Here is a 21,389-nt window from a genome sequence, read left to right on the forward strand (position 1 = left end):
CCCCTTAGCTGGCAGACGCGGTGACGGAGTGGAATGTCTTGTGGTCGACGATGATCGCGTCCGCGATGTGCCGCGCGTCGCGGTCTATTCCGAGGAACCGGCCCGAGCCCCAGGTGTGCATCCAGGGCAGGCCGACGAAGCTGAGCCCGGGTACGGTGGTGATGCCGCGGGTCTGCATGGGGCGTCCGGACCCGTCGAAGGCGCTGGCCTCGATCCACCGGTAGTCCGGCCGGTAGCCGATGGCCCACAACACGCTGGTGACGCCTGCAGCCCGCAGATCCAGTGTGCTGGTTTCTGTCTCGGGATGCCAGACCGGTTCGTAGCGCGATGCCGGCGGTGCCGGGATGCCCTCGCGTTCGATGTGGGCGTCGATGTCTGCGCAGATCGAGTTGTACACCGCGTCGGCGTGGTCCAGTGCGGCGGTCAGGGTGGGCGCGAACCGCAGGGTGTGGTCCTTGCCGTCGGTCAGCGTCCCGTAGAGCTGCATGCCTTCGAGGGCGAACTGGCGCAGGTCCACGTCGCGGCCGCCGTCGCGTCCGGTGACGTAATGGTTGGTCTTCTCGATGGCAGCCTGGCCGCCCGGATACTGCGCGGCCGGCCGATCGTACAGTCCCATCTCGTGCAGCCAGGTCATGCAGTCCCGGCCGCGGTAGGTGCGCGCGACCCGGGGTGCCCCGCCGACGGCCAGGTGCACGGTGCGTCCGCTCAGGTGCAGGTCCTCGGCGATCTGCGCGCCGGACTGCCCGCTGCCCACCACCAGCACCGCGCCGTCGGGTAGCTGGTCGGCATTGCGGTACTGCTCGGAATGCAATTGGTGCACAGAGGGATCCAGCGACCGGGCCCAGGGTGGGGTGATCGGCAGCGGATAGCCGCCGGTGGCGACGACGGCGTGGTCGCAGATGACGGTCTGGGTACCGGTCGCGGTCTGCACCGTCAGTTCGAAACCACCGCCGGGATGGTTGGCCAGCCGGCTGACCCGGCTGTGCGTCCGGACCGGCGGATCGAAGGTCCGCAACCAGCCGGCGAGCCAGTCGACGACCTCATCGCGGGTCATGAAGCCGTCCGGGTCCGGCCCGTCGTAGGCGTAGCCGGGAAGCCGGCAGTGCCAGTTGGGGGTGACCAGGGTGAAGTTGTCCCACCGGGTGTCGAACCAGGCGTGTGCCGGGGTTGCGGCCTCCAGGACGACGTGGTCGATACCGGCGCGGCCGAGATACCAGCTGACCGACAGGCCGGCCTGACCGCCCCCGATGACGACGACGGGAATGACGGTGGTGGTCATGACTGCTCCAGTTGCGGGTGCATCGCGGTGATCTCGATCAACGCATCGGATGGGTAAGCCGCTGCGGCGTGGGTGATCCCCTCCTTCGTCGCGGCCGCCGAGGTGCAGGCGAAGCCGAACCGGGCCCGTACCCGCTCGCTCGCCTCGGCCATGGCACGCCCGACGCGGTCGACGAAGTCGTCGACCCGGTAGCGTCCACCGGTGGCCAGGTAGTCGTGCACGACCAGGCTGGGGGAGTAGCAACGCTGGGTGCTGCCGTCCGGCCAGCGGACCTCGAAGGTCATCTCAGGCATGAGCCGGTGCCTTCCACCCGGCCTCGTGGAAGGCGGTCGGGGCGGTCAGCGGTCCGTACACATCGGGCCGGCGGTCGCGCAGGTGGAACATGCCGGCCCGGGTGGTGCGGAAGGTGGCGTCCAGGTCGACCTCGGCGACCGCCATGCCGCTGTCCAGAAGAGTTGTGGCCAGGATGTTTCCACCTGGATCGACGATCTTGGCGTTGCCGACGTAGCGCAGCGACCCGAAAGTGCCGCTCTGGTTGGACGAGACCCAGAACACCTGGTTGTCCAGCGCGCGGGCGGTGTCGAACAGGTTGAACCGGTAGGTCCAGCGGTCGTCCTGCAGATTCTGCGCGGTGGCAGTCCGGGCTGCCGGCCAGGCTGACAGGCTCGCGATGATCTGCGCGCCGTCCAGCGCCATCAGGCGGGCCGCCTCCGGGAAGGCCTTGTCGTAACAGATTTGCAGGCCGACCCGGCCGACCGGGGTATCGAACACCCCGTACCGGGAGCCCGCGGAGTACGACATCGACTCGCCGAGTGGCTGGTGCACCTTGCGGTAGGTGCCGTACACCTGAGTGCCGTCCAGGATGGCGGCGGAGTTGTAGCGGGTCTCTCCGTCGTCGGCCAGTTCGCAGAATCCGATCGCGACTGTCAGATCACCGATGATCTGCTGCACCCGGGCGATCTCCGGGCCGTCGAGCCGAATAGCCGGGGGCAGCGACTTTTTGGTGGTCCTGACGGTGTCGCCGTGGTTGCCCAGTGAGGACAGGTAGCCACCGATGGCGGCCTCGGGCAGCACGAGGAAATGCACGCCCGCGGCGCGGGCCCGCTCGGTGAGCGTGGTGATCAGCGTGTAATTCTGTTCGAGGTCCCGGGTGAAGTTCGCCGAGACGGCGGCCAGTGTGGTCGTCATGGTCGCGTCCCTAGACCATATAGGTGGAATTGATGATGGCGCCCTTGCGGGCGTAGTAGATCAGCGCGTCCTGGACGTCGAGCGGATGGGCCGGGATGACACCCTCGATCAGGTCCTCTTCACGTCCGCCGTGCAGGCCGAGTCCGAACCGGCAGCAGAACACGGTGCCGCCTTCCTTGATGAACGTGGTCAACGCATCGTTGATGTTCTGCTCGCCGGGGAAACCGGAGTCTCCGGTGGTCGGAAAACCTCGGGTGGCAAGGCAATTGATGGATCCAGGACCGTAGAAGTAGAGCGCGGACTCGAATCCTTTGCGCAGCGCGCGGGTGGCCTGTAGGACGGCGACGAACGATACCGAGGACTCGTGTGCGATCCCGTGCACCAGGGTGAAGTAACTCTCGCCCTCCTGGGCCTGGTAGTCGGGGAAGATCTTGGTCCCACCGTAGATGCTGGTGCCCTTGGGCAGTGCGGGATGCGGGATCTCGGCCAACGATGCGGTGATGTTCTCGGCGATGGACGAGTCAAAAGGCATGAGGGGCTCCGTATTTCGTGTCGGGTGATCGGCCGGTATCGGTTGGGTCAATTAGATGCGCCGGCTGTTGCGTCGTGGTTAGGGCTGGAATACGGCTGCATTGCCGTCGGCTCACCACCGAAACCGGGCGGAAACATCACCGACCCCTGGTCTAACCTGGGAGTCGTGAAGCTGGACAGTCATCAGCTGGCGGCCTTCGCCGCGGTCATCGAGCTGGGCAGCTTCGATGCCGCGGCCGAGCGTCTGCACGTCACTCCGTCGGCCATCAGTCAGCGGATCAAGGCTCTGGAGCAGCGGGTGGGTCAGGTGCTGGTGGTCCGTGAAAAGCCGTGCCGGGCAACCATGGCCGGGGTCCCACTGCTCCGGCTGGCGGCGCAGACCGAGATTCTTGAGGCCGAGGCGCTGGCCGAGACGGCGGGCGGTCGGACCGACCGGACCCGGATCGCGATCGCGGTCAACGCCGACTCGATGGCCACCTGGTTCCACACCGTCTTCGCCCGGCTCCCGGCGGTGCTGCTCGACATCCGCATCGAGGATCAGGATCACTCGGCACGGTTGCTGCGTGAGGGGGCGGTGATGGGCGCGGTGACCACCGAACGCACCGCGGTGCCGGGTTGCCGGGTGCAGTCGCTCGGGGTGATGCGCTATGTCCCGGTGGCGGCCGAACGGTATGTGCGCGAATATCTGCCCGACGGGTTCATCGCCCCGGCGGTCGCCACCGCTCCATCGCTGGCATGGAACCGCGACGATGCGTTGCAGGATAATTTGGTTCGTCAGGTCTTCCGGCGGCCGATCGACCGGCCCGTGCATCATGTGCCGACCGCCGAGGGCTTCGGCGCCGCGGTGCGCGCCGGTCTGGGCTGGGGCATGTACCCCGAACAGTTGGTCACCGCCGACTTCGTGCGCGTCGTCGACGCTCACCTCGATGTGCCGCTGTTCTGGCAGAGCTGGAAGTTGGACAGCGCCGTGGTCGGTGCGGTGGGTGCGGCCGTGCGGCACGCGGCCGCCGGGCTGCGCAGCGGCTAAGCCGGTGCGCCGGCCTCGCGCTGGGCCGCCTTCTCCTCGTAGAAGCGCGCGCGCTCGTCGACGGCGTCGAGGAACTGGGCGAGCTCGGTGCGGGCCCGTTCGCCGGCCGGGCCGAAATCGGTGCGCTCGAAGATCCGCCAGAAGCGCAGCACCGGTTGCAGCACATCGTCGTGGTGGATGCGGAGGTCGTAGATGCCGGCCTTGGCGATCAGGATCGAGCTCTCCCGGAAGTCGGCCATGCCCGCCCCGGGCATGGTGAAGCCGACGACCTCGTCGCGGATGGCCGCCATGGCGGCATCGGGAGCGATGTCCAGCGCGGCCGCCATGAGATTGCGGTAGAAGACCATGTGCAGGTTCTCGTCGGCGGCGATCCGGGCGAGCAGTTGATCGGCGATCGGGCAGCCGGAGGCACGGCCGGTGTTGCGGTGCGACACCCGGGTGGCGAGCTCCTGGAAGGACACGTAGGCCAGCGCGGCCAGCGGAGTCTTGTCGCCGGAGTCGTATCCGGCGATGGTGTGCGCCATGCGCAGCGCTTCCAGCTTGGACGGGTCCACTCCGCGGGTGACCACCAGGTAGTCGCGCAGCGCGATGCTGTGCCGGCCCTCCTCGGCGGTCCATTGGCCGACCCAGGTGCCCCACGCGCCGTCGCGCCCGAACCGGGTGGCGATCTCGCGGTGGTAGGAGGGCAGGTTGTCCTCGGTGAGCAGGTTTACCGTGAGTGCGGCCTTGGCGACCGGGTCCAGCGGGGAGTCCTCGGGTTGCCAGTCCTCGCCGCCCAGGAACGCGAAATCCCTTCCGCGGCTCCACGGCACGTAATCGTGTGGCTCCCACGCCCGGGCCATCGTGAGATGACGTTCGAGGTTCTGCTCGACGATCGGTTCCAACTCGTGCAGCAGTCCGGTCTGGGCATCCGTCATGGTGCGACTCCGTTCATAGCAAGTAACCTACGGTTCCGTAGGTTACTTGTCGGGTCGATGGTTTCGGCTAGCTGATGCCGACGATCTCCTGTGCGATGGTGCTCAGCCGGGACTGTGCCGCCGACACCACCCGCTGACGGTTCTTGTGGAACTCCTCGTAGGCGATGATCACCCGGATGTCGGCGGGTTCGGACAGTTCCTTGACGGCGGCGACCGCGTCGTTGACGTTGAGCTCGTCGTAGCCGGCGATCGGCAGTTCGTCGGGCTCCAGGACGCCGGCGTTCCCGCGCAAGGTGTGCAGTGCATCGGCGACGTCTTCGGCGCCCTCGCGCCGGCTGACCTTCTCGGCGGCCGACAGGGCGGCGTCGCGGGAGGCCGACAGCGTCTTGGCGGCGATCTCACCGGCGTGGCCACCGCGGGCCAGTGCGTCGTCGACGGCCGGCCGGGTCGCGCGGACGGTCGTCAGCAGGCGGTCGACGGCCCGGGTCGCCAGGATGCCGGGCAGGTTCGCGAGCTTGACCGCGGCGCCGGCGGCAGCCTGAATCGGGGTGCGGCGCAACGCCGCCGGGCCGCCGAGTGCCTCTTCGGCCAGGATGGTGGTCAGCCACAGCACGGTGGCGCTGTGTGCGTCGATCAGCGAGTCGGCAAGATCGGCGACCTCACGGTAGCCACCCGCCACGGCCAGCGACTTCAGGTAACGGGCGCGGTCGACGAGCTGGTGCTCGAGCGCCAGATCGCCCAGCAGGGCCTCGGCGAACGGTTCGGCCTGCTCGGTGAGCGCCTTGACGGTGGCGGCCGCACGGCCGAGAAACGGTCCGATGATGTCGGGGGAGCCCCCGAGCTCGCGGATGGTTGCCTCGATCAGTGCGGCGCGCGTCCGGGCGTTCTCCGCATTCTGCGAGAGCTCCTCGCGAACGGCTTCGGTGCGGGCCTGGCCGGTCCGGACCTCGGCGATCTGTATCTCCGTGCTGGTGAGTTCCAGGACGGTACGCAAGTTCGTGATCAGTGTGGTGGTGTCGGTCATAACTCCCCCTTGATATCTGTGCTGTCTGGTGTGTGGTGTCGTTCCCAGCGCCAGAAGCGCTCACCTTCGACTACCCGTCATGGCCGGGACTGACACGAGATCCCCCAAGGTTGTGGTCCAGGTCTCGTATTGGCTGCGACACGCACCCTATGACGGTCGTAATAACAGGAGGTGAACGGCTAATATGACGAGTGTCATAGGAGGCGGACGTGGTGCAGGCGAACGAGAATGCCCGGCAGCGAATGGTGGCGGGCGCGGCGGACATGCTGGGCAGTCGGGGCTTGAACGCGACCGGCGTGCGTGAACTGGCCAAGCATGCCGGTGCGCCGCTGGGCTCCGTTTACCACTACTTCCCGGGCGGAAAAGCCCAGTTGGCGGCCGAGGCGGTGCGCTGGGCCGACGAGCAGACCGCCGCCGCGCTCACCCGGTCATCGGCCGAGGGCCCGGCGGCCATGATCCGCGACCTTCTGGACATGTGGCGGAACACCCTGCTGGGTAGTGACTTCCGTCGCGGTTGCCCGGTGTTGGCGGTGGCCGTGGAGGATCTCCCGGGCGACGACACGGCACCCCGGGACGCGGCGGTGTTCGCTTTCAGCGCGTGGTCGACTCACATCGCTGCGGCACTGCGTGCCGCCGGCCTGGAACACGCCGCGGCGGCCGGCACCGCCACGCTCGTCATCGCCGCGGTCGAGGGCGCGGTGGCGATGAGCCGTGCCGAGCGCAGCATCGAGCCGCTGGAGGTGGTGGGCGCCCAGTTGCAGCAGCTGCTCTCCGGCCTGGGATGTCCGCTCAGACCCTGACCCGCAGCACATCCGAGAGCGGGCGTCGTGGTGTCGGCGGTGCTACCTCGCCGAGTTCCGGGATGCGGCCGATGCGGACCACGACCTGCGGGTAGGGCCGGTCGACCAGGGCGCCGACGATGTCGCGGCTGACCTCCACCTCGGTCAGGTGACTCAGCGTGCACGACGCGAAACCCGCCATGGTGGCGTCCAACAGCAGAGCCGACAGCGCTTCACCGCATCGCAGCAGGTCCGCCCGGGTGTCCTCGAGTGCGGAGATCACCACCAGCTGCGCGGTGTCCTCGGCGACGGTCTGCCGGCGTTCCCGGTTCCGGGTCACGGGGAAGGACCGTCCAACATCCACCCGATCGGCTTCGGCGGCCGAGACCAGCGAGCTGTGTGGGATGCCATCGGTGACCTCGAACGGCGATGTCCACCAGTCGATCTCGTGATGGTAGGCAGAATCGTAGAGGCGCAGGGCGTCGGTGAGCTGGGAGGCGTCCGCGACGGTCGGCCGGTCGGTGGGCGCGATCACGTCCACGGCGGTATCGGAGGCGACGGCCTGGAGTGTCAACTCGAAGGAGTCCCAGTTCTCCGGAGCCGACATCGGCAGCCGGTCGGTGCGCCGGGACAGGATGGCATCGGCGCGGCGCCGGTGTCCCTCGGTGACCGCGACCGGCGTCCCGAATGTGATGGTGGCCAGGTGATGGTGATCGTCGGGATCGGGATAGCGCTGCACCCGGGCCTCCAGGCCGGCGGCGGCCGCCGCGACCCGGAAGTGATCGAGCGCTGCGCCGCAACTGATCACGGCCTGCCGCCCGCTGCTGTCGGTGGCCACCAGCCGGTCGGTGTCGACCCACAGCTGCACGCCCTCGGGGGAGATGATCCACCGCCACGGCTGGCTGTTGTGATACGACGGGGCGCGGCACGCGAGCCGGACCGCGTCCTCGATGACCTTCACCGGGGCCAGGGTGTGCGATGTTGTTGCCATGGAACAAGTCTGTGCCCCTGCGGCTCGGGTGGGTAGGGCCGGAAGTCCCTAACTCGCACGGTGGGCCGGCCCGGAATTCCGCAGGTACGCAACGATCGCGTTGGACAGGGCGCGGCGGGCCTCGTCGAGGTCGATATAGGACCCGAGTTGGCGTTCGGAGGTGATACCGCGCATCGCTCCCGGGATGAACAGGGCCACTTCGCGCACCCGGGCCGGATCCACGTCGAGATCGGAAAAGGCGTTCTGGCAATCGGTGATCCAGGTCTTCTGCCAGGACGCCAACTCGGCGGCCGTCTGCGGAAAGTGCTGTTCGAGTTCGGCGCGGTCCCGGGGGAGTGCGGCGCGCAGGTTCTCGATGGCCCGCGAGTCGGTGGTGCCCAGGCCGTCATACATGACGTCGAGGATCGCGGCCACCCGTCGGGAGAGTGATCCGCGCGGCGCGGCGTGTGACGGCATCGCGCCCCGGCGTTGCGCGGTGTGGCGCAGCACCGCGGCCCACAGCCCGTCGATATCGCCGAACTGGTACTTGACCGTGCCCCAGGTGGCGCCGGCGGCCTTGGCGATGCGGTTACCCGACACCGAACCCGGGGCCCCGGATGCCAACGCCTGCAACGCGGCTTCGAGCATGCTCTCGCGGGTGGCCTGCCCGCGCCGATTGGAGCGGCGGCCGCTGGGGACGGGCACGACGGCTTCGCTCACGCGGGCGATGCTACGCGACTATTGACTTTGATAGAACCCTCTGTGATTGTGGGCGCCATGGCAAAGCCACCGCTGTCGATGAAGCCGACGGGCTGGTTCCAGGTGGCCTGGTCGGACGAGATCGGCGTCGGCGACGTCCATCGGATGACGTACTTCGGCGAGGAGATGATCGCCTGGCGTGCGCAGTCCGGCCGGCTGACGGTGATGAACGCCTACTGCGAGCACCTCGGCGCACACCTGGGCCACGGCGGACACGTGCAAGGTGATGTGCTGCAGTGCCCGTTCCACGGATGGCAGTGGAACCACGAGGGCCGCAACGTCTGTATCCCGTACCAGGAACGGCCCAACCGGGGGCGTCGGATACGCACCTACCCGGTGGTCGAACGCAACTCCTCGGTCTACATCTGGCACGACGTCGACGGCCGCGAGCCGTTCTTCGACGCCCCCGACATCTTCGCCGACTTCGGTGAGCGCACCGCGCAGGACTACTACCCGCAACAGCGGCTGTTCCGCCAAGGCCTGGAGTTGCACCCGCAGTACGTGCTCGAAAACGGGGTGGACTTCGCGCATTTCAAGTTCGTGCACCAGACGCCGATCGTCCCGGTGTTCACCCGGCATGATTTCGCGCAGCCGGTGTCCTACGTCGACTTCACCATCACCTTCGAGGGTGACGACGGCCAGACGATCGACGATGTGAACAGCGGCGTCGAGGCGATCAACGGTGGACTCGGCATCGCCGTCACCAAGAGCTGGGGCATGGTCGACAACCGGACCATCTCAGCGGTCACCCCGGTCGACGACCGCACCTCCGACGTGCGATTCATGGTCTACATCGGCCGTACCCCGGGTCGCGACGACCAGCGAACCGAGGACCGGGCCCGCCAGTTCGGCGAGGAAGTCATCCGGCAGTTCACCCAGGACATCCACATCTGGTCGCACCAACGGTATTCGGACCCGCCCGCGTTGGCCGCCGCCGAGTACGAGGGGTTCACCGCTATTCGCCGGTGGGCCATGCAGTTCTATCCGGACGGTCTGGGCGGCAGTGCCGCAGACCTGGCACGCGTGAGGAAGGCCGATACCCTATGACCCGCAACAGAACCCGCGTCTTCCAGGTTGCCACCGGCAACGTGGGCACCGAGATGATCAAACGGATCGCCGCACATCCCGATCTGGAACTGATCGGACTGCACTGCTACAGCCCGGACAAGGTGGGCCGCGACGCCGGCGAGATCGCCGGTCTGGCGCCCAACGGGGTGATCGCCACCGGCTCGGTCGACGAGATCATCGCGGCCAAGCCCGATGTGCTGACCTTCCACGGGGTCTTCCCCGACGAGGACCTCTACGTCAAGGTGCTCGAAGCCGGCATCAACATCGTGACCACTGCCGACTGGATCACCGGCTGGCACCGTGACACCAACCACCCGCATCCGTCCGGGCGTCCGGTCAGCGAGGTGCTGGCCGCGGCCGCCGCCAAGGGCGGCGCGACGTTCTACGGCACCGGGATGAATCCCGGCCTGAATCAGATTCTGGGCGTGGTGTGTTCGGCGGATGTGGCAGAGATCGAGAACGTCACCACCATCGAATCGGTGGACGTGTCGTGTCACCACTCGGCGGACACCTGGAAGGAGGTGGGCTACGGACTGCCCGTCGACGACCCGCGGCTCCCGGGCATGCTGGAGCGCTACACCCGGGTATTCGCCGACAGCGTGTTGCTGATGGCCGACTGCTTCGACGTACACCTCGACGAGGTGAAGTTCGACTACGAACTCGGTGCCGCCACCAAGGACGTCGACCTGGGCTGGTACCAACTGCCCAAGGGTTCGCTCGGCGGCAGTTACATCAAGTACCAGGGCATGGTCGGCGGCGTGCCCCGGATCGAGACCCATCTGGAATGGCAGATGACCCCGCACACCGATCCGAGCTGGGATATCAAGGGCTGCTACATCACTCAGATCCAGGGTGATCCGTGCGTCTACAACAAGCACATGATCTTCCCCAAGCCCGGCGTCGATCTGTCCGATCCGACCAGCTTCGCGTCAATCGGGATGACCGTCACCGGACTGCCCGCGCTCAACGCCATCGGGTCGGTGGTCGCGGCGCCGCCGGGATTGTTGACCAGTGCCGATCTCCCGCTGAGGGCCTTCGCCGGCCGGTTCAGATAACCCCGGGTGCAGCGGGCGACCCTAACTAAACGGCTGTTTATTTACATGTGTTAAGTTGCATCGGTGGGCAGTCCGGTGCGGAAACGCAATGCGCGGGGATCGGGTGCGCTGCTGCGTGCCGAGATCCTGGCCGCCGCGGGTGAGCTGCTGGACGCGGCCGACCGCGAATCCGACCTCACTCTGCGTGGAATAGCCTGTGCGGCAGGAATATCCGCCCCAGCCATCTACGCCCACTTCGAGGACCGCGACGCCATTCTGTCGGCCATCGCCGAACAGAGTTGGCAGCAGGTGGTCGCCGACATCCGCGCCGAAGCGTCCGCGCAGGACTCCGCGCGCGGCCGGCTGCTCCGCGGCTGCCAGGTCTACGTGGCGTTCGCGCAGCGCTACCCGATGCGCTACGCCTTGATGACCCAGACGGCCGGGCCGTCCCACTCGGCGCGCGAGGCGCTCGGGGTGCTCACCGCCGCCTTGGCGCATTGCCGGCAACGCCCGGGGACGCACCCCGGCGCGGGACGCATCGCCGCGGCGTTGTCCACCGCCCTGCACGGGGTGGCCATGCTCAACCGCACCGATGTCCCGGCCATGTGGCTCAGCGACGCCAGTCCCGACGATGTGCTGCGCACCCTGGTCGACGGCGCCATCGGGCAACTGAACGAAGAAACCGATGACGGAGCGTAAAGGAACGCCGATGACTGTGCTCGACAACGGAATTGCGCTGGAGCGCATCGAAGACGGGGTGCTGCGGGGCCGCACCGTGCCGGAGTGGGCCAATATGGTCGGGCCATTCGGGGGCATCACGGCGGCGGTCCTGGTGCGGGCCATCGAACTGCAGTCCGATGTGCACGGCCAACCGGTCGCGCTGACCGCGAACTACCTGGCCCCCATCGTCGACGGCCCCTTCGAGATCTCGGCACGCGCGGTACGCACCAACCGGACCAACCAGCACTGGTACGTCGAGCTCAGCCAGGACCGTGAGGTCAAGACCACCGCGACCGCGGTCTTCGGTCCCCGCCGCGACACCTGGGGCGACACCGAGCTCGTCCGACCCTCGGCGCCGGCACCGGAGGACGTGCCCGCCGGAGGTGCCGGACCCACCTGGATGAGCAACTACGACATGCGCTACGTCACGGGCGGCATCCCAGGCGAGACCGATGGCGAATCCGACTCCTCCGAGACCCTCCTCTGGTTGCGCGACAATCCCGCCCGGCCATGGGATTTCGCTTCCCTCGCCGCGGCCTGCGACGTCTTCTACCCGCGGGTCTTCCGGCGGCTGGGCCGCATGCTGCCGGCCGGCACCATCTCGTTCACCGTGTACTTCCACGCCGACACCGAGACCCTGGCCGCGCAGGGAACGGGCCACGTGCTGGCCCGGGCCCGGGCCCAGCAGTTCTCGGCCGGCCACTTCGACCAGTCCGCCCAGCTCTGGGCCACCGACGGCGCGCTGCTCGCCACCAGCCACCAGATCGTCTACTTCAAGGGATGAGCACTGGAGGCGAGTAGCCACTCCTCGAACCGGGTGCCGAACAATGTCGCGCCGGGGCCGGGCACCAGCGTGTCTTCCTGCAGGTGCGCTCCCCAGTACCGCGATCGCGGATCGGGGCTCACCGTGCGCCGGTCACCGCGCGCGGTGAGCGCGGTCCGGATCAGTTCGTCGAGCCGATAGCGTTGTGGCCCTGCGATTTCGGTGATGCCGTTCACCGGATTGCCCAGCGCGGCAATGGACACCGCCTCGGCGACGTCGGCGGAGGCGATCGGCTGGAATCCCACCGGAGCCAACCGGACGAGGTCACCGTCGGTCGCGGCATCGGCGATGCCCCGGACAAACTCGAAGAACTGCGTCGCCCGCACGATCGTGTACGGCAGCCCGCCGTTCCGGACCAGGGTTTCCTGCGCCAACTTGGCGCGGAAGTACCCACTCTCGGCGGCCAGCCGGTCGGTGCCCACCACCGACAGCGCCACATGATGGCCGACAGCCGCCGCCGCCTCGGCGGCCAGCAGATTCGTCGTGGCGGTGTGGAAGAACTCCATCGCCGCGTCATCGGCGAAGGACGGTGAGTTCGACACGTCGACGACCGCCGCAGCGTCGGTGAGCGCATCGGCGAGTCCCTCGCCGGTGAGGGTGTTCACCCCGGTGGCGGGCGCGGCGGCGACGGCATCGTGGCCGTGCTCGGCCAATCCCTGCACCACCTGGGACCCGATCAGGCCGGTGCCCCCGATCACAACGATTCTCATGGCGAAACCTCCTGTCGGTGTGCGGGCGGGATGGACGCCCACCCACCAGAACGGACGCACGCCGCCGGAGTCATCCGCACCCGGACCACGGACTGCAGACCACGGATAGTCAAGGGTGCGCCCGGTACTGCGCGGGGCAAGTCTGGAATGCGATGAACGCCAAGAGACCCATCCCCGAGACCGATGCCGAGCTGGCCGCGCGGTTCGAGCGGGACACTGCGCCCCTGCGGCCCGCCCTGATGCGCGGTGCGCGCAGGCTGACCCGGACCGAGGTCGACGCCGAGGACCTGTTGCAGGACGCGCTGCTGCATGCGTTCATGGGTTTCCGCGGGTTCGAACCCGACACCAACCTCAACGCCTGGCTCTTCCGCATCATGCGTAACCGGTGGATCAGCGGCTACCGGATGAAGCAACGCCGCCCGGCGGAGTACGCGACGGACTCCCTCGCGGAGCTGGAACAGACCGCCGGCCCGCGGCGCAGCGCCCGTTCCGCGGAGGCGGTGGCCCTGGACATCCTTCCCGACGCCCGACTGCGGGCCGCCCTGGACGAGCTCCCGGAAGGCTTCCGGATCGCGCTGTACTACGCGGACGTCCAGGGCTTGACCTATGCCGAAACCGCGGCGGCGATGGGCACGCCGGTGGGCACCGTCATGTCCCGGGTGTTCCGCGCGCGGGCCCAGCTGCGCCACACCCTGGCCGCGATCGCCGACCGCGGGGCGCACCCGGTCGAGCTCGATCATCAGAGCGCATGAGAGAAAGGTATTGCATGTCAACACAATTGGCCGGACAGACCGCACTGGTCACCGGTGGTACGGCGGGTATCGGGCTGGCCTGTGCGCGGCTGCTGGCCGGTGCCGGCGCCGCGGTGCTGATCACCGGGCGCGACCGTGCGCGGGGCGAGGCTGCGGCGGCCGCACTCGGCGCCGGCGTCCGTTTCGTCCGCGCCGATATCGCCGACCTCGACTCGGTGGCAGAGCTGGTGGCGCAGAGTTCCCGGGTCGACATCCTGGTCAACAACGCGGCCAGTTTCCCCGGTGCGCTGACCCTCGAGCAGGACGTGGCGTCGTTCGAGTCCACCTTCGACACGAATGTGCGCGGGACCTACTTCCTGGTCGCCGGGCTGGTTCCGGGCATGCTGGCGCGCGGTCACGGCAGCATCATCAACGTCACCTCCATGGTGGCGTCCAAGGGTGTGGCAGGTGCGTCGGTGTACAGCGCGTCCAAGGCTGCGGTGGAGTCGCTGACCAGGACGTGGGCCGCCGAGTTCGGGCCGGGCGGGGTGCGGGTCAACGCGGTGGCGCCGGGCCCGACCAACACCGAGGGCGTGGTCGCCGAATGGGGCGACGTCAATGACGAACTGGGCCGGGCGCTTCCGCTCGGGCGCACGGCCGAACCGGCCGAGATCGCCGAGGCGGTGTTGTTCCTGGCCTCGTCGGCATCGAGTTTCGTCACCGGAGCGACGCTGCACGCCGACGGCGGCGGCATCGCCGCGTGAGACAGCGACGTGAGAACTTCAGAACAGGAGAACAGGATGTCTGATACCTGGCGCACCGCACTGACCGTGCTGCAGGAGGCCAAGCCGGAGATCCCGGCCGACGCCCATGTGATGACCGTGGTCATCGAATTTCCGCCCGGCGATGCCGGCACCCCGCCGCACCGGCATGCCGGGCCGGCGTTCGGGTACGTCATCGAGGGCGAGATGCTGTTCGAACTCGAAGGGCAACCACCCCGGGTGATCAAGGCCGGGGAGGCGTTCTGGGAGCCGGGAGGCGACGTCATCCACTACAGCGACGGCAACAACCGCACCGATATCCCGAGCAAGTTCACCGTGACGATGATGTGTGTGCCCGGCCGGCCGATGCTGGAGCTGGTGGACGAGGGCGAACTGGAAGGGCGCAAAGACCTGCGGTGGCGGCCACCTTCCTGACGGAGCGAGTCCTGACAGCGATGAGCCCTCCCGCCGGTCGGCGGGAGGGCTCATCGGATGAGTAGGGGACCCTAGCGGGCGTACTTGCGGTGACGGCCCATCAGGGCGGTCAGCCAGCGAACGTCGAGCAACATCTCTGTTCCGCCTTTCTATGCGGTCTTGTGCAGGAGCGGCAGCAGCCGGCGTCGGGCGAGCGTGCCCTCGGCGAAATGGTGCAGCGCCTCCGGGATGGAGGATGTGATGGGGAATGCGTCGTCGAGCAGCCGCAGGACATTGCTCACGGCCGGGCTGGAGACCACTGCCCATTCGACTCCTGCGAGGTCGCACTCGTCATCGAGGGCGTAGAGCAGTGACACACCACGCGCGGACAGGAACGTCACGCCACTCAGATCGAGGGCGAACGGCTTCTCTGCGAGGACCAGTCGGCGGACCTTCTGGGTGAGTCGATCGAAGTTGTCGTCGTCGATGACACCCGAGATGGTCACCACCATGGCGAGGTGGCGGCACTGTGCTCGTAGCTCGGCGCCGTCGCAATCGACCGCCGGGTTCCCGTAGCGGAATGCGATCGTCATGTTCTGCCTCCCTTCTGGTTCTGACCTGTCGTTCATCACTGACACCGAAGTTATCGGCGGAACTTAAGGTAGTTGGGAGTAGTGATTGAGACTTTGCTAAGAAGAAAGTCTGAGAGCCGGGTAAGGGTTCGCTGAGCGAAATGTACGTGGTTGTGCCACAAGGCATTTCGTTTTCATGTTTGATTACGCAAATTGGCGGGCACACCTTACCGCCGAGTAGCCTCAGGCCGGGGTTCAGTGCTCGGACTGATTTCCCGAATAGTTCTGCCACGGCGAGTAGTCGGCGATCAACGCCTCCTGGGGCGGTCGCAGCCGCTGCGGAACATGCTGCAGATTGATCCGGACGCGGTACCAGATCGAGCTCGGTCCACGCATACCGTCGACCAGGACATCGACCGGCTCCAGCAGGTCGGCAGCCTCAGGGTGGCTGCCGCGCCACACCTCGAGCGCGGCCATCGCCTCGTCCCGGGTCTTGGTCCGGGCCACCTCGATCAGCGGCATCTGGGACGCCCTGCGACCGTTCACACTCTTGCGGCCGGGTGGTTTCTCCGCGGGTCCGAGTGTCTCGGCGAGATCCAGCAGCCCGGTCAGCTCACCCGGATACGCATCCATCTCGGCCCACGGATCGCCGATCGCGGCGAACCGTGCCGGCACGCTGGCCACGGTGAACGCCTCGGGCCGGCAATCGGGCACCTCGTCCCAGTACAGCGGGGTGGACACCCGGGCATCGGGCTTGGCCCGCACCGAGTAGGCGGAGGCGACGGTGCGGTCCTTGGCGTTCTGGTTGAAGTCCACGAACACCCGGGCGCCGCGTTCCTCCTTCCACCAGCGGGCGGTCGCGAGATCGGGTGCACGCTGCTCGACCACCCGCGCCACGGTCTCCGCCGCCAGCCGGACCTGCTTGAACGGCCAGTTCGGGTGGATGCGCGCATAGATGTGGAAGCCGCGGGAGCCCGACGTCTTCGGCCACGCGGTCAGGCCGTACTCCTCCAGCACCTCGCGGGCCACCGCCGCCACCGCCAGGATCTGCGCCCACTCCACGCCGGGCATCGGGTCCAGATCGACCCGCAACTCGTCGGGGTGCTCCAGGTCCTGCGCGCGCACCGGGTGTGGGTTGAGGTCGATGCACCCCAATCCCACCGCCCACACCAGCCCGGCCGGTTCGGTGATCACGGCTTCCTTCGCCGACGTTCCGGATGCGTATTTGAGTTCGGCGACGTCGACGAAATCCGGCCGCTTCTCCGGTGCCCGCTTCTGGAAGATCGCTTCTTCCTCGATGCCCTTGACGAACCGCTTCAGGATCATCGGGCGGTTGTGCACCCCGCGCAGCGCGCCGTCGGCAACCGCGAGGTAGTAGTCGACGAGATCGAGTTTGGTGATGTCGGCCCGCCCGCCCGCACCCGGAAAGATCACCTTCCCGGGGTTGCTGACCGAAACCTCGCGCCCGCCCACCTCCAGCGTCCTGCGACTACCGGCAGAAGCCCCCATGCGGCCATGGTAGTTATCCGTCCCGACTCGACACGAGTCACATATTGTGGCGTGCATGCCCAGCCTCACAGACCTGCCCGCTCAGGCAGCGGCCAAAGCCCAGCTGTATCTCGGCCGTGGAGCCGCGGAACTGCACTACGCGCGCAAGATGTTCGAAGCCGGTGCGCTGCGCCTGGAATCGCCTCAGGCCATGGCGGCGCTGTTCGCCGATATCCGACGATGGGGTGAGATCGGGATGATCCCGGCGCTCAACGCCCGTCGGCATCCGGACCGACTCGCCGTCATCGACGACGAGGGGGAGTTCACCTTCGGCGAACTGGACCGGGCGGCCAACGCGGTCGCCAATGGCTTGCGCGCCAAGGGAGTCAAGGACGGTGACGGAGTCGCGCTGCTGATCCGTAACAACCGCTGGTTCCTGGTCGCGCTGTACGGCGCGGCCCGGGTCGGCGCCCGGATCATCATGCTCAACAGCGAGTTCTCCGGCCCGCAGATCAAGGAGGTGTCCGAGCGCGAGGGCACCGCGATCATCATCTACGACGATGAGTACACCGCCGCGGTCGCGCAGGCCGAACCGGCGCTGGGCAAGCTGCGGGCGTTGCCCACCAACCCCGACAAGCCGGAGCCCTCGGGCAGCACCGACGACACCCTGGCCGACCTCATCGCCCGCAGCAGCAAACAGACCGCCCCCAAGGTCGGCAAACACGCGTCGATCGTCATCCTGACCAGCGGCACCACCGGCACTCCCAAGGGTGCCAACCGGCAGTCGCCGCCGTCGTTGGCGCCGATCGGCGGGGTGCTCTCGCATGTGCCCTTCAAATCCGGTGAGGTCACCGCGCTGCCTGCGCCGATGTTCCACGCACTGGGATTCCTGCACGCCACCATCGCGATGATGCTCGGCACCACGCTGGTGCTGCGCCGCCGGTTCAAGCCGGCCACCCTGCTCGCCGACATCGAGAAGCACAAGGTGACCGCCGTCGTGGTGGTCCCGGTGATGCTGTCGCGGCTGCTCGACGAACTCGACAAGACCCAGCCCAAGCCGGACCTGTCCAGCCTGCGGATCGTGTTCGTCTCCGGCTCGCAACTCGGTGCCGAACTGGCCACCCGCGCGCTGCGGGAACTGGGCCCGATCATCTACAACCTGTACGGGTCCACCGAGATCGCCTTCGCGACCATCGCACGGCCGCAGGATCTGTCCATCAATCCCGCCACGGTGGGCCCGGTGGTCAAGGGCAACGTGGTGAAGTTGTTGGACGACAACGGGGTTGAGGTTCCACAGGGCGAGGTCGGGCGGATCTTCGTGCGCAACACCATCCCCTTCGAGGGGTACACCGGCGGCGGTGGCAAGCAGATCATCGACGGCATGATGTCCTCCGGCGATGTCGGCTACTTCGATGAGCACGGCCTGCTCTATGTATCAGGGCGGGATGACGAGATGATCGTCTCCGGTGGCGAGAACGTCTTCCCCGCCGAAGTCGAAGACCTGATCAGCGGGCATGCGGAGGTGGTCGAGGCGACCGCGATCGGTGTCGAGGACAAGGATTGGGGGCACCGGCTGCGCGCCTTCGTCGTGAAGGTCGAGGGTGCCAGCATCGATGAGGACACCATCAAGGCCTACGTGCGCGACAACCTGGCCCGCTACAAGGTGCCGCGCGAGGTGATCTTCCTCGACGAGTTGCCGCGCAACCCGACCGGCAAGATCCTCAAGCGGGAGCTGCGTGACATCGAGGTCGATTAGCCCGCCGCACGGAATATCGCGGCACGCGCCGGGGTAGTACCTCGGCGTGAGCATCGATCTGACCGGTAAGACCGCGCTCGTCACCGGCTCCACCCAGGGTCTGCCCCGCATGACCGAAAAGGGTTGGGGCAGAGTCTTTCAGATCGCCAGCGACTCGGCAATCGTGACGCCGGCGGAGATGATCCACTACGGGGTGTCCAAGACCGCGCTGCTGGCGGTGACCCGCGGCTTCGCCAAGGACGCGGCCGGCACCGGGGTGACGGTGAATTCGGTGATCGCCGGACCGACGCACACCGCGGGCGTGCAGGATTTCGTCTACCAGCTGGTGGGCAAGGACCTGCCGTGGGACGAGGCGCAGCGCGAATTCATGCGGCTGCACCGGCCGCAGTCGTTGATCCAGCGGCTGATCGAGCCGGCCGAGATCGCCAATATGGTGACGTACCTGGCCTCACCGCTGGCCTCGGCGACCACCGGTGGTGCGCTGCGGGTGGACGGCGGCTACGTGGACGCCATCCTGCCCTGACCTGTTGCCCGTGCTGAGCAGACGCAAAATCGCCCTATTTCCCGGGAAATAGGGCGATTTTGTGCTTGCTCGCGGAGGGCTTTACGGATCGCGGGGCAGGCCGAGCAGACGTTCGGCGATGATGTTGAGCTGCACCTCGGTGGTGCCGCCGTAGATGGTGGTGGCACGGCTGAACAGCAGTCGCTCCGACCACTGGCCGGGCGCCTGCTCCTTGTCACCGATGATCGCGTCGGTGCCGAACGAGGACACCCCGAACTCGGCGTAGCCCTGACCGGTCTTCATGGACAGCAGCTTGGAGATCGCCGCGGCCGGCATCGGATCGCCACCGGCCAGGGTGAGCAGCGTGGAGCGCAGGTTGAGCACCTTGGCGGCGTAGCCCTCGGCGATCAGCTTGCCGGCGTGGTTCTGCTCGATCTGATCGAAGTGCCCGTCGCGGATGAACTCCACGAACTGTTCCAGGCTGGCCAGGAACGGCGGCTCGGCGCTGCCGATCGACACCCGCTCGTTGGTCAGGGTGTTGCGGCTGACCTCCCAGCCGCGGTCCACCTCGCCGAGCACCATCGAGTCCGGCACGAACACGTCATCGATGAAGACCGTGTTGAACATGGCGTCACCGGTGAGTTCCCGCAGCGGCTTCACCTCCACCCCCGGCGACTTCATGTCGATCAGGAAGTAGGTGATGCCATTGTGTTTCGGCGCGTCCGGGTTGGTGCGGGCCAGCAGCGCGCCCCACTGGGAGAACTGCGCGCCGGTGGTCCAGATCTTCTGCCCGGTGATCCGCCAGCCGTCGTCGACCTTGATGGCCTTGGTGGTCAGGCTGGCCAGGTCGGAGCCCGCACCCGGCTCGGAGAACAGCTGGCACCAGATCATCTCGCCGCGGAACGTCGGCGGCAGGAATTGCTGCTGCTGCGCATCGGTGCCGTAGGCGACGATGGACGGGATGATCCAGGCGGCGATACCCATCTGCGGCCGGGCCACCCGGCCGGCCGAGAACTCCTGGGCGATGATGATCTGCTCGATCGGCGTGGCATTGCGGCCCCAGGGCTTGGGCAGATGCGGCTGCACCCAGCCGCCTTCCGCGATCGCCGCGTTGCGTTCTTCGCGCGCAATGGCTTTCAGTGCCGCAACCTCGGCGCGGATCTCGTCGCGGACCTTCTCGGTCTCGGGATCCAGGTCGATGTCGAGCTTGCGCAGGCCCGTGCCGGTGGCGGTGTCGACGACCTGCTGCGGGTAGTCGGCGGCCCGGCCGAAGCCGGCGACCAGGGCCAGTGCACGGCGGTAGTAGACATTCGTGTCGTGCTCCCAGGTGAACCCGATGCCACCGTGCACCTGGATGCACTCCTGCGCGCAGTGCTGTGCCGCGACCGGAGCCAGCGTGCCCGCGACGGCGGCCGCGAACTCGTACCGGGAATCGGATCCGCTCCCCGAGTCGCTTCGCTCTCCCCCGCCGTGGAACTCGTCAAGGGCGCGGCTGGCGTCCCACACCGCGGCGGTGGCCCGCTCGGTCTCGGCGATCATCCCGGCACACTTGTGCTTGATGGCCTGGAACTGGCCGATCGGGCGGCCGAACTGTTCGCGGATCTTTGCGTACTCGGTGGCGGTGTCGGTGGCCCAGCGGGCGACGCCGACGCATTCGGCGGACAGCAGTGTGGAGATGAGCGCGCGGGCATGGCCCCGGCTGAGGTCGGACAGCACCCGATCGGCGTCCACCTCCACGGCATTGGCCCGCACATGCGCCGCCGGGCGCAACGGGTCGATGCTCTTGACCTCTTCGATCTCCAGCAGGTCGGCGTCGAGCACGATCCATTCTTCGCTGCTCTCGATCGACACCGGCAGCACCAGCAGCGAGGCCTGCGCGGCGCCCGGGACGGCCCGCACCTCACCGCGGATGACGAGCTTGGCGCCCTGGCGGGTCGCGGTCAGACCGGAGTCGATGGCGTAGGCGGCGATGGTCTCACCGGACGCGAGGCCGGCCAGCAGCGGGGATCGTGCGTCGTGCGCGGAGATCAGTGCGCTCGCGATCGCCGACGGGACGAACGGTCCGGGAACCGCGCCGTAGCCGAATTCGGCCAGCGTGATGGCCAGTTCGAGGATGCCGAAGCCCTGTCCGCCGACGGCTTCGGACAGATGGACGCCGGTAAGACCCTGCTCGGCGGCGGCGTTCCAGTACGGCGGGGGATTGGTGATCGGTGTCTCGAGGGCCTCGTGCAGAACGTCTGCCGGGGCGACCTTGGCCACCAGCGACCGGACCGAGTCGGCCAGGTCATTGTGTTCAGAGTTGATCGCGATGGGCACGCTTAACCTCCATGGGCAAC

The 21,389-nt window shown here is 67.7% G+C and carries 23 protein-coding genes; 11 read left to right on the forward strand and 12 right to left on the reverse strand.

Translation table 11 applies throughout. From position 1 onward, the window contains the following. Positions 1 to 4: 4 nt before the first annotated feature. Genes K0O62_RS02720 through K0O62_RS02735 form a run of 4 tightly spaced genes read right to left on the reverse strand, consistent with a single transcriptional unit; the run spans position 5 to position 2,999 of the window. Positions 5 to 1,279 (reverse strand): MSMEG_0569 family flavin-dependent oxidoreductase, encoded by a 1,275-nt coding sequence (locus K0O62_RS02720; protein ID WP_073855569.1) that lies wholly within the window; start codon positions 1,277 to 1,279, stop codon positions 5 to 7. Beyond that, positions 1,276 to 1,572 carry an MSMEG_0570 family nitrogen starvation response protein gene (locus K0O62_RS02725; RefSeq protein WP_073855570.1) on the reverse strand — a complete coding sequence of 99 codons (297 nt, stop codon included), beginning with the start codon at positions 1,570 to 1,572 and terminating at the stop codon, positions 1,276 to 1,278. The genes K0O62_RS02720 and K0O62_RS02725 overlap by 4 nt, the downstream gene beginning before the upstream one ends. Continuing rightward, positions 1,565 to 2,467: a carbon-nitrogen hydrolase family protein gene (locus K0O62_RS02730; protein WP_073855571.1), complete on the reverse strand. Its 903-nt coding sequence runs from the start codon at positions 2,465 to 2,467 to the stop codon at positions 1,565 to 1,567. Before K0O62_RS02730 ends, K0O62_RS02725 begins: the two co-directional genes overlap by 8 nt. Before the next feature lie 10 nt (positions 2,468 to 2,477). Then, positions 2,478 to 2,999 carry an MSMEG_0572/Sll0783 family nitrogen starvation response protein gene (locus tag K0O62_RS02735; protein ID WP_073855572.1) on the reverse strand — a complete coding sequence of 174 codons (522 nt, stop codon included), beginning with the start codon at positions 2,997 to 2,999 and terminating at the stop codon, positions 2,478 to 2,480. Positions 3,000 to 3,164: 165 nt separating this feature from the next. On the opposite strand from K0O62_RS02735, the gene K0O62_RS02740 reads away from it, so the two are divergent. Further along, positions 3,165 to 4,025 carry a LysR family transcriptional regulator ArgP gene (locus K0O62_RS02740; protein WP_073855573.1) on the forward strand — a complete coding sequence of 287 codons (861 nt, stop codon included), beginning with the start codon at positions 3,165 to 3,167 and terminating at the stop codon, positions 4,023 to 4,025. Here the strand turns inward: K0O62_RS02740 and K0O62_RS02745 are convergent. Further along, positions 4,022 to 4,942 carry an acyl-ACP desaturase gene (locus K0O62_RS02745; RefSeq protein ID WP_073855574.1) on the reverse strand — a complete coding sequence of 307 codons (921 nt, stop codon included), beginning with the start codon at positions 4,940 to 4,942 and terminating at the stop codon, positions 4,022 to 4,024. The genes K0O62_RS02740 and K0O62_RS02745 overlap by 4 nt on opposite strands. 67 nt (positions 4,943 to 5,009) lie before the next feature. Further along, complete coding sequence (locus tag K0O62_RS02750; RefSeq protein ID WP_073855575.1) at positions 5,010 to 5,966, reverse strand: hypothetical protein; 957 nt, start codon at positions 5,964 to 5,966, stop codon at positions 5,010 to 5,012. A 209-nt stretch (positions 5,967 to 6,175) separates the two neighbouring features. Here K0O62_RS02750 and K0O62_RS02755 point away from each other — a divergent pair, with 209 nt between their 5' ends. Further along, positions 6,176 to 6,766 carry a TetR/AcrR family transcriptional regulator gene (locus K0O62_RS02755; RefSeq protein ID WP_234800021.1) on the forward strand — a complete coding sequence of 197 codons (591 nt, stop codon included), beginning with the start codon at positions 6,176 to 6,178 and terminating at the stop codon, positions 6,764 to 6,766. On the opposite strand, the gene K0O62_RS02760 is transcribed toward K0O62_RS02755, so the two are convergent. Next, positions 6,756 to 7,736 carry an Acg family FMN-binding oxidoreductase gene (locus K0O62_RS02760; protein ID WP_073855576.1) on the reverse strand — a complete coding sequence of 327 codons (981 nt, stop codon included), beginning with the start codon at positions 7,734 to 7,736 and terminating at the stop codon, positions 6,756 to 6,758. The two genes, K0O62_RS02755 and K0O62_RS02760, sit on opposite strands and share 11 nt — an antisense overlap. Before the next feature lie 48 nt (positions 7,737 to 7,784). Then, positions 7,785 to 8,363 (reverse strand): TetR/AcrR family transcriptional regulator, encoded by a 579-nt coding sequence (locus K0O62_RS02765; RefSeq protein WP_234800040.1) that lies wholly within the window; start codon positions 8,361 to 8,363, stop codon positions 7,785 to 7,787. A 129-nt stretch (positions 8,364 to 8,492) separates the two neighbouring features. On the opposite strand from K0O62_RS02765, the gene K0O62_RS02770 reads away from it, so the two are divergent. The 4 genes from K0O62_RS02770 to K0O62_RS02785 all read left to right on the forward strand — a co-directional run bounded on the left by K0O62_RS02770 (position 8,493) and on the right by K0O62_RS02785 (position 12,080). After that, a complete protein-coding gene (locus tag K0O62_RS02770; protein WP_073855578.1) occupies positions 8,493 to 9,521 on the forward strand; it encodes a Rieske 2Fe-2S domain-containing protein in 1,029 nt (342 codons plus the stop codon). Beyond that, the gene (locus K0O62_RS02775) at positions 9,518 to 10,597 is read left to right on the forward strand and encodes an NAD(P)H-dependent amine dehydrogenase family protein (RefSeq protein WP_073855579.1); all 1,080 of its coding nucleotides are present in this window, start codon (positions 9,518 to 9,520) and stop codon (positions 10,595 to 10,597) included. Before K0O62_RS02770 ends, K0O62_RS02775 begins: the two co-directional genes overlap by 4 nt. Positions 10,598 to 10,660: 63 nt before the next feature. After that, positions 10,661 to 11,275 carry a TetR/AcrR family transcriptional regulator gene (locus K0O62_RS02780; protein ID WP_234800022.1) on the forward strand — a complete coding sequence of 205 codons (615 nt, stop codon included), beginning with the start codon at positions 10,661 to 10,663 and terminating at the stop codon, positions 11,273 to 11,275. Positions 11,276 to 11,285: 10 nt separating this feature from the next. Then, positions 11,286 to 12,080: an acyl-CoA thioesterase gene (locus tag K0O62_RS02785; RefSeq protein WP_097933836.1), complete on the forward strand. Its 795-nt coding sequence runs from the start codon at positions 11,286 to 11,288 to the stop codon at positions 12,078 to 12,080. Here the strand turns inward: K0O62_RS02785 and K0O62_RS02790 are convergent. After that, entirely contained in the window at positions 12,065 to 12,829 is a 765-nt protein-coding gene (locus tag K0O62_RS02790) for an SDR family oxidoreductase (protein WP_073855581.1), read from the reverse strand. The genes K0O62_RS02785 and K0O62_RS02790 overlap by 16 nt on opposite strands. A 152-nt stretch (positions 12,830 to 12,981) precedes the next feature. Between K0O62_RS02790 and K0O62_RS02795 the strand changes: the two genes are divergently transcribed. The 3 genes from K0O62_RS02795 to K0O62_RS02805 are packed head-to-tail and all read left to right on the forward strand — an operon-like array spanning position 12,982 to position 14,756. Next, complete coding sequence (locus K0O62_RS02795; RefSeq protein ID WP_073855582.1) at positions 12,982 to 13,581, forward strand: sigma-70 family RNA polymerase sigma factor; 600 nt, start codon at positions 12,982 to 12,984, stop codon at positions 13,579 to 13,581. A gap of 14 nt (positions 13,582 to 13,595) precedes the next feature. Beyond that, entirely contained in the window at positions 13,596 to 14,324 is a 729-nt protein-coding gene (locus tag K0O62_RS02800) for an SDR family NAD(P)-dependent oxidoreductase (RefSeq protein ID WP_073855583.1), read from the forward strand. Between the two features lie 36 nt (positions 14,325 to 14,360). Next, positions 14,361 to 14,756, forward strand: a complete 396-nt coding sequence (locus K0O62_RS02805; protein ID WP_073855584.1) for a cupin domain-containing protein — start codon at positions 14,361 to 14,363, stop codon at positions 14,754 to 14,756. A gap of 149 nt (positions 14,757 to 14,905) precedes the next feature. Here the strand turns inward: K0O62_RS02805 and K0O62_RS02810 are convergent, their stop codons facing one another. Further along, positions 14,906 to 15,328 (reverse strand): STAS domain-containing protein, encoded by a 423-nt coding sequence (locus tag K0O62_RS02810; RefSeq protein WP_073855585.1) that lies wholly within the window; start codon positions 15,326 to 15,328, stop codon positions 14,906 to 14,908. A 234-nt stretch (positions 15,329 to 15,562) separates the two neighbouring features. Further along, positions 15,563 to 16,816: a DNA polymerase domain-containing protein gene (locus K0O62_RS02815; protein WP_073855586.1), complete on the reverse strand. Its 1,254-nt coding sequence runs from the start codon at positions 16,814 to 16,816 to the stop codon at positions 15,563 to 15,565. 55 nt (positions 16,817 to 16,871) lie between these two features. Here K0O62_RS02815 and fadD2 point away from each other — a divergent pair, with 55 nt between their 5' ends. Then, entirely contained in the window at positions 16,872 to 18,551 is a 1,680-nt protein-coding gene (gene fadD2, locus K0O62_RS02820) for a long-chain-fatty-acid--CoA ligase FadD2 (protein WP_073855587.1), read from the forward strand. A 46-nt stretch (positions 18,552 to 18,597) separates the two neighbouring features. After that, on the forward strand, positions 18,598 to 19,074 hold the full coding sequence (locus tag K0O62_RS02825) for an SDR family NAD(P)-dependent oxidoreductase (protein ID WP_264002241.1): 477 nt from the start codon (positions 18,598 to 18,600) through the stop codon (positions 19,072 to 19,074). Between the two features lie 81 nt (positions 19,075 to 19,155). On the opposite strand, the gene K0O62_RS02830 is transcribed toward K0O62_RS02825, so the two are convergent. After that, the gene (locus K0O62_RS02830) at positions 19,156 to 21,369 is read right to left on the reverse strand and encodes an acyl-CoA dehydrogenase family protein (RefSeq protein WP_073855588.1); all 2,214 of its coding nucleotides are present in this window, start codon (positions 21,367 to 21,369) and stop codon (positions 19,156 to 19,158) included. Positions 21,370 to 21,389: the final 20 nt, after the last annotated feature.

Origin of the sequence: Mycolicibacterium diernhoferi, assembly GCF_019456655.1 — a bacterium.
Classification (GTDB): domain Bacteria; phylum Actinomycetota; class Actinomycetes; order Mycobacteriales; family Mycobacteriaceae; genus Mycobacterium; species Mycobacterium diernhoferi.